An 11,843-nucleotide genomic window follows, 5' to 3' on the forward strand; every position below is an offset into this window, starting at 1 on the left:
TCGGACATAAAAGTAACACGATCAATGCCTTGGCTGCAACTACTTTGGGTTCTATTTGCATCTCTATTGGTTGAAGGAATACTTCAAGCTGAGGGAAGACTTGAACTTGGAAGAGTCATCCTCCCCGTATACATCTTCGATCCCTGCATAAAACTGCACCCAAAAATCTTTGAGCAATTTGAATTCCGTCCCGAGGTTGAGCAAACCAGTAGCTTGTTCGGTGATCACGTCACTGCTTTGGTACTGGTACTCGCCATATACCCTAAAGGTGTCGTTACCGAAATAGAGCCGGCTGTTGAGCGAGACGATCGGATCGGTCTCTTGGTGCATCTGTAGGTTGCCTCCCAAGAGCAGCTGCCCCGATTTGCCGACAGGTAGAGACTGTGTGAGCCAAAGCTGGATACCTCCATATTGGATGTTTTGGGCCAGTGAGTCGATGGACTCCCCTACTACGGCAAATGCCAGATCGGTACGTGTGGCATTCCAAGCGTTTTGGTTGAATGCTACGATCAAGCCTTGTGTCGTGGTGTGCGAGTAGGTTTTGAACTTCTCAAACTCTTTTTGGAGCGTATCATCCTCTAGATATGTTTTGAGTGCGGCACTCTTTTTTTGTAGAAAAGCAAATAGCAGCAGGTTCTCTTTGAAGTAGGCTGCTCGTTGCTTCTGTTGGTCTTCTGTAATGTTCCGTGGAGAGACTCCTTTCCAAGCATTCCACTCATCAAATGCGAAGACTTGTAGGTCGTTTTCCAAGCGCTGTTGATCATAGATCATGTCCAAGTAGTCCGAGTTGAGTAGGTCGGCATTTTTGCCCGCGATCTTGACTCGATAACCCAGAGCGACCTGCGTGAACCCTGTGTCATTGTCACGTGCCGATCCGACACTGAAGCTGGAATTGTAGGCCAGTCTTTTGAAGGGGTCTTGCCGGTATTCGGAGACAGTCCAGTCTTTGGAAAGGAGCTTCCATGGAGCAAAATCCACTGCGAAATTGGCTGGGATCACTGCCTCGCTCCCGTCGACAAAAGGATCAAAAGCCAAGGCAAATTTTTGTACATCCGATGGACGCATAAGGTTGCTAGGGTCTGTTCCCAGGGCTTTGAAGGCGGGCAGATCCGGTACAGCAAAATCCAATAGCAATGAGTCTACGTCGTAGTTGCCCCATGAATTGGAGACGTCTTGGGCGTGCAGGAGGCTCGTCATCGTCACGAGGAGTATGAGGGTGATGAGGTGGTGTTTCATGCTAGTCGTAGTAAGGCGGACAAGGTGGGGTGATGTCCCCCGTCGTTGAGATCAATTGTGTGCTCGTAGGTCACTTCTCCGATGGTAGTTTGCTCTTCGATATCGTCTCCCTGGGAAAACTCCATCACGATACGGTAGGGTACTGCATCACGGTCTGTGTGTACAGTGCAGATCAGCTCGACAAAGCGGTCGTCGTTTTGCTCGACTGGCTCGTCTTCTTTGGAGCTATCTTTCAACCAAAAGATATCGTCGTGAGGTTGTTTGTTGTTGCCGATCTCATGGAGGACTATTTTGTCTTCGTTGGCTCTAGCGCCCCATAGTCGCAGTGTATAGGAGACGATGACCAGTCCATGAGCTTCTATGTTGACATGCAATCGACCCTGATTCGGATCAAAAGGGATGGTTTGTGCCATTGTTTTTGTGCTTAGGTATTTGGATGGTCTAAGTAACACATAGATTTTGGCAATGGCAATCCCGAGAACTAGGTATTCACTCAAAGAATAGCGGCAAGTCTCGTGTTATTCGTGCTCGGGGCGAGTGTCTTGCAGCTTTCGTTTGGTTTGTTAGAGCCTATTTCCCTCGTTTGAATAGCTTTTTGATCTTTTTGAATACGCCTTTTTCCTCTTCGGATTCTTCACTTTCACTTTCCTCACTTTCACTTGCTTCGCTTTCTTCGAATGACTTTTCTTTGGGTTTTTCATCTGACCTAAACAAGCCTTGGAAGAAATTCTCTTCCTTGATACCTGGGCAGTCCAAGTCACTTTGTACCTCGATGCTGGCCGAATCAAACCTAGCCTGTGTCAGTCCGCGGTAGTTGGCATTTCCGTTGAGCTGTTGATAAAAGAGCGCAAAGATCGGCAGTGCCGAATTGGCTCCCTGCCCATAGCGTGTGTCCTTGAAGTGTATGCTATGGTTGTCTGCCCCTACCCATGTCACCGTGAGCAGATCAGGAGCCATGCCTACAAACCAGCCGTCACGGTTGGACTGGGTGGTCCCGGTCTTACCGGCTAGGTCATTGGTCAGGCCATACTTCCAACGCAAGCGACTGCCTGTCCCACCAGGCAGGGTCACCGCCCGCAACAGCTGCTGCATGACTTCATACGTATAGTCGCTGATGACACGCTCTCTGCGAGCTGACGCTTCGTGGACGTAGATTTCTTCACCGTCAGCATCTACGATCGATTCGATCATGTAGGGCTCGCTTGGGTAACCGTCGTTCAAAAAAATGGTGTACGCCTCAGCCAGTTCGATGAGGCTTAGTTCTGCAGTACCTAGTGCCAGTGAGGGTAGTTTTTCCAGTTTGCTCTGGATGCCCGCACGTTGGGCAAGGTCTACGACACGGTTGACCCCTGCTTTTTCCATGACTTTGACTGCTACCGTATTGATGGATTTGGTCAGTGCCGCTTGCATGGACAGGTATTTGTCCTCATACTCGCTTTCTCCGTTGCTAGGTGTCCAATTGTCAAAATTGGTGTAGGTGATACGCTTGCCTGAGATGTAATCGCAAGGCTCTACCCCACTCTCCAGTGCGGCAGCATAGACGAAGGGTTTGAACGTAGAACCTACTTGTCGCTTGCTCAAGTTGACGTGATCGTACTTGAAGTAGTCGTAGTTGATGCCGCCGATCCATGTCTTGATGGCTCCTGTGTGTGGATCCAGGGACAAGAAACCGGTGTTCAGCAATTGAATGTAGTGCAACAGGCTGTCTCGTGTACTGGCTTTCACCAGATGCTCAGGATCCCCCCAATCAAACCAGGTCATGTTCTTTTTGGCGGTCAGCGAATCCATGGCTTGTTCGTGTGTCAACCTCTGGGCTGTAAGGGCTTGGTAGGCACTGCTTTGGACGATGAGCTCACGGACGAAAGCTTGGTCTTGAATCCAAGGCGCTTGTTTGCCCCAGTTGTTTTCAAAACTCTTTTGGATCGAAGGCATGTGCTTCTGGACCGCCTTTTCGGCCATGCGCTGCATGGGCAAATCAAGTGTTGTATGGATTTTGAGACCATCTGTATAGAGGTTGTAAGGAGTCCCGTCTTTCTTTTTGTACTTCGAGAGCAGTGCTTTGGCGCGTAGACGCACCTGCTCTATGAAGTAAGGAGCTGGGGCCTCTGCCGTGTATCGCTTGTCGTAATCCAAGGGAGTGATTTTCTCCTTGAGCGCATCATAGTCCTGAGCAGACAAGTAGTCGTATTTGACCATTTGTGAGAGTACGACGTTGCGCCGATGGTGGCTCTTCTCTGGGTTGAGCCTAGGGTTATAGGTACTGTTGGCTTTGAGGGATCCGACCAGGGTAGCGGCTTCACCTAAAGTCAACGCACTGACAGGTTTGTTGTAGAATTTTTGGGAAGCACTCTCTATGCCGTAGACATTGTCAGGAAAGGAAACGGTATTGAAATAGAGTGTAATGATTTCTTCCTTAGAATATACCTTTTCGATGCGTCTAGCAGTGAACCCCTCTTTAATTTTGGCAATAGCAAGTCCCAGTTTGCTTGGGTCCTCTCGTGGGTAGAGGTTTTTGATGAGTTGTTGGGATATCGTACTGCCACCTCCAGCAGATCGATCACCTAGGATCAAGGTTTTGATGAGTACACGCATCAAACTCATGTAATCTATCCCTCCGTGCTCATAAAATCTGTAATCTTCCGTGGCGACCAACGCATCGACCAAATGCTGAGGCAAATCGTCGTATTGTATGGAGGTACGATCAAAGAGGTAGTACTTGCCAACGACCCGTTGGTTGGTATCATAGACGATGGTCGATTGACTATTGGAGATATCCTGCAACGCTTGGCGCGTAGGCAAAGCTCCCCATACGCCGAGGTATATGCTGCCGACAAATGCAGCGACCAATAGCACGCCAAGGACAGCTAGCTTTACAAGCAGTTGAAAAAGTCTGGTTTTATGTGCTGGTTTTTTCTTTTTCTTGGTGACCATAGCGTGGGAAATAAAAAACCCTGACGGTCCTAAGAATCGCCAGGGTTTTCTTTCAGTTGTCTTTGCTTATTGTCCTGCTTCCAAAGCGTCTACTCTATCGAGTATTTCGACTGCTTTGTCATTCATTTTCAATTGCGTGTACATTTGTTGCAAAGCTTTCAAACCGTCAATGTCGTCAGGTTTGATGCTGATCGCTTTTTCCATGTAAGGCAAGCCTTGCTTCAAGATCGCATCTGCTTTCTTTGTTTTCGCTTCGCCATATTTTTGGTAGCTTTTGTAGTCCATGTCTCTTACTTCGTCATAGTACTCTTTCGCAAGGTTGACGTAGATCACACCTGCGTTGAAGTTGGCGATGTAGTTGTCTGGCTCTATGGCGATTGCTTGTATGTAGCTGTCTTTTGCTTTGTCAAAGCTTTCTCTTGCTTCGTCATTTTTGTCTTCACTCATCAATGCTGACCCTAAGTTGTCGTACAACACACCAAGGTTCAAATAGAGGTTGACATTGTTTGGATCTGCTTCGATGCTTTTCTTCAATTGGCTCTCTGCTTCGTCCAATTTGTCCATGGCCAGCAACAAGCTGATTTCCTCTTGTCCGAATCTGCTGTCATTTGGAAACTTGGCTTTAGCAGCTCTTGTTACTTCCAATGCTTTCTCCGAATTGTCCTTTTGTCTCTCATAGTAGATGACAGATGAGTAGATGTCCTCGTTGGCAATGTCCATGTCAATCATCTGGTAGTAGAATTCCAAGGTCTTGTCCACGTTGCCCGCTTGCTGAGCGGCTACACCTGCATAGAACAATGATGTAGAATCTTTTTCTTTGACCATCAAGGCTTTCTCAAACTGAGCCAAAGCCATTTCGTAATCCTCTTCGCCGTATGCAGTCCCACCTGCATTGAGGTAAGCTCCCCACATTTGGTCTAGATTAGTTGTAGAGATCAAATAGTACGAGCTATTTTCTTTCTCCATGGTCAATACTTTATTGTATGCAATGACGGCTTTTTCCAAGGCATCTGGATCGATGGCTTTGGTAGACTCATCTTCGCTGGTAGCGATGGCTTGGTAGATCTTCCCACGGCTAAACCAAGTTCTTGATTTAGAAGCGTTTTTCTCAATAGTAATAGCCACGTCAATTTCTGCCTTGGCAGAAACTAACTCATTCTTTGCTAAGTATGAATCAGCCTTTGATACGGATCCTTTCTGTGCGAAAGAAGCAGCACTCATCATGATAGCAATTACAAATACGAGTATTCTTTTTGTGTTCATAATTCTAATAGTTTGCTTAATTGGGATGTATAACCCTGTTTTTATTCTTTATTATCTGTTTCGTTATCAGTACCATCTCCTTCTGTAGGAGTCTCGGACGAGGCATTCTCGTCGGTAGCTACACCATCGACCAACTCCTCTTCTTCATTCTCAATTCTTTCGATTTTTTCTACAGAAGAGATTTCATCACTATCACCAAGTTTGATCAATCGAACTCCCTGAGTAGCTCTACCCATGACACGCAGCGTATCCACGGCCATACGGATGGTGATTCCCGATTTGTTGATGATCATCAAGTCATCGGTATCGACGACCTCCTTGATAGCAACTAGCGAGCCAGTTTTGTCAGTGACATTCATGGCTTTGACTCCCTTGCCCCCACGTTTGGTGATACGGTAGGCTTCTATCTCTGATCGTTTGCCATAGCCTTTTTCAGAGACGACGAGTAGGTTGGCATCTTCTCTAGCGATACAGACCATGCCGATGACATAGTCCCCTTCTCCTTCAAGTGCTACACCTCTCACTCCAGATGCTGTACGTCCCATCGATCGAACATCCGACTCATGGAAGCGTATCGCTCGGCCTGATTTTTTGGCGATGACGATGTGATTGTCTCCGTTGGTCAGGCTGACATTGAGCAGCTTGTCTCCCTCATGAATGGTGATCGCATTGATTCCATTTTGTCGGGGTCTTGAGTAAGCTTCCAGTGCGGTTTTCTTGATCGTACCATTTTTGGTACACATGACGATGAAGTTGTTGTTGATGTAATCTTCATCACTCAAAGTCTTGACATTGATCACCGATCGTACGCGATCCTCTGCCTCGATGTTGATCAAGTTTTGGATGGCACGGCCCTTGGTTGCTTTACCTCCTTCAGGGATTTCCCAGACTTTCTTCCAAAAGACTTTGCCAAATTCAGTAAAGATCAGCAAGTAGTTGTGGTTGGTCGCGACAAACAGGTGCTCTGTAAAATCATCTGTCTTGGTCGCGGCGCCTTTGGAACCTACGCCTCCCCTACCTTGTGTTTTGTATTCGGTGAGTGCTGTACGTTTGATGTATCCTTCGTGTGAGATAGTGATCACCATCTCCTCGTCAGGGATCATATCCTCGGCGGTGAAGTCATCGGCAGCATGCTCTATATCCGAACGTCTCTCATCACCGTACTTGTCCTTGATTTCCAACAATTCGGTTTTGATGATGTCCATTCTCATCTCTTCGCTCGCCAAAATGGCTTTCAAGTGATCGATGAGTTCTTTGATTTCAGCATATTCTTTTTGGATCTTGTCTCTTTCTAGACCGGTCAGACGCTGCAATCTCATCTCTAGGATGGCCTTGGCTTGGATTTCGGACAAACCAAATTTCTCCATCAAGCCTGTTTTGGCTATTTCAGGATCTCTAGAGCTTCGAATCAGGGCGATCACCTCATCCAAGTTGTCTAGTGCAATCAAATAGCCTTCTAGGATATGGGCTCGCTTTTCTGCTTCCTCTAGTTCGTACTCAGTACGTCTCACGACTACTTCGTGTCGGTGGTCTACAAAGTGTTGTATGAGCTCTTTGAGGTTGAGCGTATGAGGTCGTCCGTTGACCAACGCCACGTTGTTGATACCAAACGAGGATTGTAGCTGCGTATACTTGTAGAGGTTGTTGAGTACGATATTAGGAATGGCATCCTTTTTCAAATCGTACACGATACGCATCCCGTCTCTATCCGACTCGTCACGCAGGTCACTGATTCCCTCCAGTTTCTTTTCGTTGATCAATGCGGCCGTTTTCTCAATCATGCTCGCCTTGTTGACCTGGTATGGGATTTCAGAGACGATGATTTGCTCCTTGCCCGTTTTGGTCACTTCGAAAGTAGCTCTCGCTCTCAATACCACGCGACCTCTGCCTGTCTCATAGCCAGACCGGACTCCTTGATAGCCGTATATGGTTGCTCCCGTTGGGAAGTCAGGGGCAGTGATATGCTGCATGAGCTCCGGGATCTCAATATCTTTGTTGTCTATATATGCGACGATACCGTTGACTACCTCAGTCAAGTTGTGAGGTGCCATGTTGGTCGCCATCCCTACTGCGATACCGGACGTACCGTTGACGAGCAAGTTTGGAAACTTTGCAGGCAACACTGACGGCTCAGACAAGGAGTCGTCAAAGTTGGGCTGGAAGTCTACTGTTTTTTTGTTGATGTCGGTGAGGAGCTCCTCGGCCATGCGCTTGAGACGTGCCTCTGTGTAACGCATCGCTGCGGGAGAGTCACCGTCTACAGACCCGAAGTTTCCTTGACCATCCACAAGTGGATATCTCAAAGACCACTCTTGGGCCATACGTACCATGGTGTCGTATACTGACGAATCACCATGCGGGTGGTACTTACCAAGTACTTCCCCGACGATTCTTGCTGACTTTTTGTATGCTCTATTGTGCAAAACGCCCAGATCAAGCATCCCATAAAGCACTCTACGGTGCACAGGTTTCAAGCCATCTCTGACATCTGGTAATGCTCTGGATATGATGACGGACATCGAATAATCGATGTATGCGCCACGCATCTCATCCTCTATATTGATAGGAATAATATTCTGATCACCTAGCGGTAAATCTTCGTTATCTTCTGCCATAAATTCTTAATTGAACACGCATTTTCAAGCCTGCAATTTAACAAAAACAGGGCTTAAAATACAAGATTTATGAATAAAGAACAGAGGGGTTTGGAACTAAAAATATTGATAGAAAAAACATGTTGTAAATTACTGATTTGCAGCGTATTAATACGGATTCATTTTCCGTCTGTTTTTAAATTTATACCGTTCGAGTTTGCGATGGTTCTGTCCAACCTTTGGGTTTTGTACTTTCCATATCGGTTGACCCCTCACTTCGATGTATCTCCCCGTCTGTGGATCGACGATCACATGCTTGAGTTGAACATGGTCACTCTTCATGGGGGATCGTGGGATTTCGGGTATGGTGATACTCACCCCAAAGTTGAGATTGAAAGATGGGTTAGCGTTTTTGATCCCTCCTGTACTGCCGGGGATTGACATGTTGAAGGATCTGAAGTCATAAGAGGGCTTGACAATGATGCGGAAATACTCCGACAGGTTTTTCTCAACGGACAGACCTAGATTAAAGTACATTCCTTGGTCGATGTATGCCTTGTTGAACTTACTCCCCAGGTTCGTTTTTCCAAATTCCAGTTCGCCCGCAAAAGAATAATCCCAAAAGTCCAGGAATTTGTACCCGACCATACCGTAGTATTTGAACTGAAACACCGAACTAAAGTCTGGCTCGTAGTTTCGAATTCCTAGGCCATCGACTGTTGGTTTGAGGGAGTTGACCTTGTGATAGAGCAAAGAGATACCCACCCCCACTCTTAAATTCTGATAGTTGTATCGTATACGAAGGTTGAGTGGTATAGCCCAGCTTGTGCGCTTGAATCCCAAATCGAGAGAGTCGCCGTTGTAGGCGAATGTATTTAGGACTAAGTTGGGATTGAGTACGGGATCATCCAAGCTCGGATAAGGCACGTCGTACGGGTTCTCCAGCAAGATCGGTTCCTCTAGCTGTGGATTGTTGAGCCAGTTGGAATAAGCCGGATAATCAAGTCCTAAAGGCTGATCATCATCTACAGCGATGAGCTGCTGTGTAGGTGACTGTATCAAGTAGAAACCACTCAAGTCATGCTTGTAACTGACGGCATTGTAACCAGTACTCACGGTGAAAGAAAATTTATTAAGTATCGCTCGAACGGGCGAACGGTAAATGTCTTCTTCCGAATATTCATATTCTTGTGCTTGCACACCCCAAGTCCCCAGTAGGAGCAATATGACGAATAGCTTCTTCAATTGGTAGCGTTTTGAGGTTGTAACAGCTCGAGATCAAACACCAAGACTTGGTAAGGAGAAACCTTGCTCGCGTATTCGGGAATGACATCTTGTTCTACCAAGAAAGTCTTGCGGTTGCGCGGAATGACAAAAGCACTTTGACCATAGGCATTGCGAGAGGGCATGATGAGCAATGCGTGCTCTCCTCGCTCCATCTCTACCAGTCCAGCGTCCAATCCTGCGATCACTTCTCCTTCGTTAAAAGCGAACGTGAACACCTCGTTGGAAGCTGTACCATCCAATGGTGTACCGTTGGGGTAATTGGCCAATGAGTAGGCCAAATATTTGATATCTGTCTCTTCTCCCTGAGTCAATACACTGTCTGCAATGCCTCTTTGGGTCCGTTTATAATATACGCCAGAAGACAGCAAGACGACCGAGTCAACAGGAGAAGCTGCAGTGTCGTTGAGGTTGTTGAAGGTAATGAATTGCTCAATATCCAAGGTCTGTGCTGCAAGTACCTCGTCTTCGGACTGGATGTCGGAGAGTTCTACCTCCATCACGATGACCGAATTGGGAGGAATAATGGATGACAAATCCTCCATGTCTCCATACGCTAGCTCCGAAGGAATGTAGAAGATGGCTGTCTCTCCTTCTTTGATCAAGTCCAAACATCTGTCCAATCCTATTGGGTAAACTGAATTGCTATAATGTTGTAGTTTGACGGGAGCATTGGTCCCATCATTGATCACTGCATCAAAGGGCTGTTCGTTGAGAGCATTGGCGATGTAATAGATAGACAGGACATCACTGGTGCGAGGACCTTGACCACTCGGGTTGGCTGTAGTGATTTGATAATAGATGCCTGAGTCGTCACGTTCTGTCACATCGGTCAAGCCATTCTCTTCCAAATAGGTTTGGATGGCTACCTCGTCCAGATACGCCTGATCGGTGCTAGACTCTTCTTCGTCTCCCCCACACCCAAAGATGCACAGGCCAACACTCAGTATATATGCGTAAACTTTTCTTTTATTCAAATCACCTAGATTAGAGCCACAAATTGATGCAATAACGCCGTAAAATGAAATTAATTACTGGAAAAATATAGTTGTGTCTTGATGATCCATTTATTCCACTTCGAATGTGGCACAAAAATAATGGAACAAAGGGATCTTGTGTAGCCCCAGTTTCTTGCCTATCTCCTGCAAACGGGCATGATCTACGGCGTTTGTATCTCTAGGGCTGATGATGCGTTCATCGTCTTCTAAAAAAAATGAGGATAAAAATCGGATAAATATATAAGGAGCATGTAACACCTCACGACGGTATTGGGACAGCGTCACTTTGCTGTCTTGATCGTATGCTTGCTCTAGATGACCAATATCGAATGAGGCCTCCATGGCGAGGCGAATCACAGCAAGGAATTTCAGTTCCCAAAAGTCGTACTTTTTGATGAGAAATTTAAGTGCAAAAGATACTGGGTCTTTCTTCAAAAAACCACCGCCTTGAGAAAGCTTTCGCGCTTTGCGATTGAGAGACATCTCTTCCCACAAACTCACACTCCCATTGGCCAGAGCGATCCCCACGGTAGGTGTCATCATCACCAGAGAGAAAAAATCCAAGGTAGAAATTTCTAAATAAGGGGCTTCTTTTTTGACAAACTCCTCTCGGAGGGTCACGGTCGCTTGCTTGACTTCTTCTATTTCAATCAGCGTTTCAATTTCGAATTCTGTAAACATGAACTAGTTTTTATTGTTGGATTGAAGTATGATTCACGTCTGCACGCATACGGCAGACTCTTTTGGTTCTTCCCCTGTCGGGTATTCCAAACATTACCTTCAATATATAAAAAAATAGCAGTTCAACAGACAAAGAAGCCCCATATCTATTTCACTATCAAAAAGATAATTATCCTTCTTGTGTTTCGGTGGCTGCTGCTTCTGTTTTGAGGGAGGTCACGATGGCCGCATAGTTTGCTGACAGTGTTTCATCTTCTTTGAGTGCCTTTTTGATTTTGTTGTATTGTCCAGCACCAAGATCATCTTTGATGGCAGCTGTGTAGGCAGTCTTGAACCCCACTTTGAGTGCTTCAATCTTGGCTTGAATATCGTTGTAAGCCGTCATTTCTTCGTCAGTGACCTTGAGTGCTGCCAATTGGTCTACATCATCTCCTGCTTTTTTGATGGCGTTGAAGCGACGACCGCCATCCATGAGAGGATCATTTTTGACCATTTCGTTGGTCTTGTCCTTCAACTCTGCCTTCATGGAGTCAATGGCTACCATGACTTTGGCGTATTGGGTTAATTCTTCTGTTGTAATTTCTTCTTGTGCTTGCGCTACAAATACACTGGCAAACAAAACTGTAGCGACTAAAATGGTCTTAAAATTCATAAATCAATGATTAAAATATATAATCTGGAACGATCTGTCCCAGGGTGAAAAATAATAGATTGCATCGGTCATGACACCTAGCCCGGAGCCTCGGTCGAGGAAATCTCGTCACCAGTCAAACGGTGCAAAGTAGCCAAGCGATCAACCTTAATTGATAATGTCCAAATCAGCTTTTCTGATTCAGGTAAACAGCGAAGCAACACT

9 protein-coding genes are annotated in these 11,843 nt (G+C 46.2%); all 9 read right to left on the reverse strand.

Annotated elements, in window-relative coordinates; all coding sequences use genetic code 11:
- Nucleotides 1-63 precede the first annotated feature (63 nt).
- Complete coding sequence (locus BFP72_RS07550; protein ID WP_099598553.1) at nucleotides 64-1,236, reverse strand: hypothetical protein; 1,173 nt, start codon at nucleotides 1,234-1,236, stop codon at nucleotides 64-66.
- A complete protein-coding gene (locus tag BFP72_RS07555; RefSeq protein WP_143519980.1) occupies nucleotides 1,233-1,649 on the reverse strand; it encodes a hypothetical protein in 417 nt (138 codons plus the stop codon). Before BFP72_RS07555 ends, BFP72_RS07550 begins: the two co-directional genes overlap by 4 nt.
- A gap of 157 nt (nucleotides 1,650-1,806) precedes the next feature.
- A complete protein-coding gene (locus BFP72_RS07560) occupies nucleotides 1,807-4,167 on the reverse strand; it encodes a penicillin-binding protein 1A (protein ID WP_099598555.1) in 2,361 nt (786 codons plus the stop codon).
- Nucleotides 4,168-4,233: 66 nt separating this feature from the next.
- On the reverse strand, nucleotides 4,234-5,430 hold the full coding sequence (locus BFP72_RS07565) for a tetratricopeptide repeat protein (RefSeq protein ID WP_099598556.1): 1,197 nt from the start codon (nucleotides 5,428-5,430) through the stop codon (nucleotides 4,234-4,236).
- A gap of 41 nt (nucleotides 5,431-5,471) precedes the next feature.
- Entirely contained in the window at nucleotides 5,472-8,045 is a 2,574-nt protein-coding gene (gene gyrA / locus BFP72_RS07570) for a DNA gyrase subunit A (RefSeq protein ID WP_099598557.1), read from the reverse strand.
- A gap of 147 nt (nucleotides 8,046-8,192) precedes the next feature.
- A complete protein-coding gene (locus BFP72_RS07575; protein WP_099598558.1) occupies nucleotides 8,193-9,269 on the reverse strand; it encodes a hypothetical protein in 1,077 nt (358 codons plus the stop codon).
- On the reverse strand, nucleotides 9,266-10,285 hold the full coding sequence (locus BFP72_RS07580; RefSeq protein WP_099598559.1) for an FKBP-type peptidyl-prolyl cis-trans isomerase: 1,020 nt from the start codon (nucleotides 10,283-10,285) through the stop codon (nucleotides 9,266-9,268). Before BFP72_RS07580 ends, BFP72_RS07575 begins: the two co-directional genes overlap by 4 nt.
- Before the next feature lie 90 nt (nucleotides 10,286-10,375).
- Nucleotides 10,376-10,987 (reverse strand): hypothetical protein, encoded by a 612-nt coding sequence (locus BFP72_RS07585; protein WP_099598560.1) that lies wholly within the window; start codon nucleotides 10,985-10,987, stop codon nucleotides 10,376-10,378.
- Nucleotides 10,988-11,156: 169 nt separating this feature from the next.
- Nucleotides 11,157-11,639 (reverse strand): DUF4168 domain-containing protein, encoded by a 483-nt coding sequence (locus BFP72_RS07590; RefSeq protein ID WP_099598561.1) that lies wholly within the window; start codon nucleotides 11,637-11,639, stop codon nucleotides 11,157-11,159.
- Nucleotides 11,640-11,843: the final 204 nt, after the last annotated feature.

This window comes from Reichenbachiella sp. 5M10 (assembly GCF_002742335.1).
Taxonomy (GTDB): domain Bacteria; phylum Bacteroidota; class Bacteroidia; order Cytophagales; family Cyclobacteriaceae; genus Reichenbachiella.